Here is a 292-nt window from a genome sequence, read left to right on the forward strand (position 1 = left end):
GCCAGATAGAGATTTTTTTGTTGATAGGGATTCAATGTGTTAAAAAAATCGGTGCTAATTGCATAGATATCAATATTTGAATACGTCTTATCATTGATATGTAGGTTGGTGAAAATACGTGCGATGTAATCAATCTTTTTGATATCTTTATCATTTCTTAATACGGAAATAAGTGGGAATGGAACTTGTGCTGACTTCACTTCATCGCCGTTAGGTAGATTAAATGATGTTTCTATCCGATATATATCTTTATAGTTACTATTATGTTTTTCAATACAAGAGTCTGTTAAAT

The 292-nt window shown here is 30.5% G+C and carries 1 protein-coding gene; it reads right to left on the reverse strand.

What is annotated here, in order from left to right; translation table 11 throughout:
• On the reverse strand, positions 1 to 200 hold a 200-nt coding region (locus V1952_RS22700; RefSeq protein ID WP_420075655.1), incomplete at its 3' end, for a hypothetical protein.
• Positions 201 to 292 lie beyond the last annotated feature (92 nt).

The organism is Yersinia sp. 2542 StPb PI, from assembly GCF_048593855.1.
In the GTDB taxonomy this organism is placed as follows: domain Bacteria; phylum Pseudomonadota; class Gammaproteobacteria; order Enterobacterales; family Enterobacteriaceae; genus Yersinia; species Yersinia enterocolitica_E.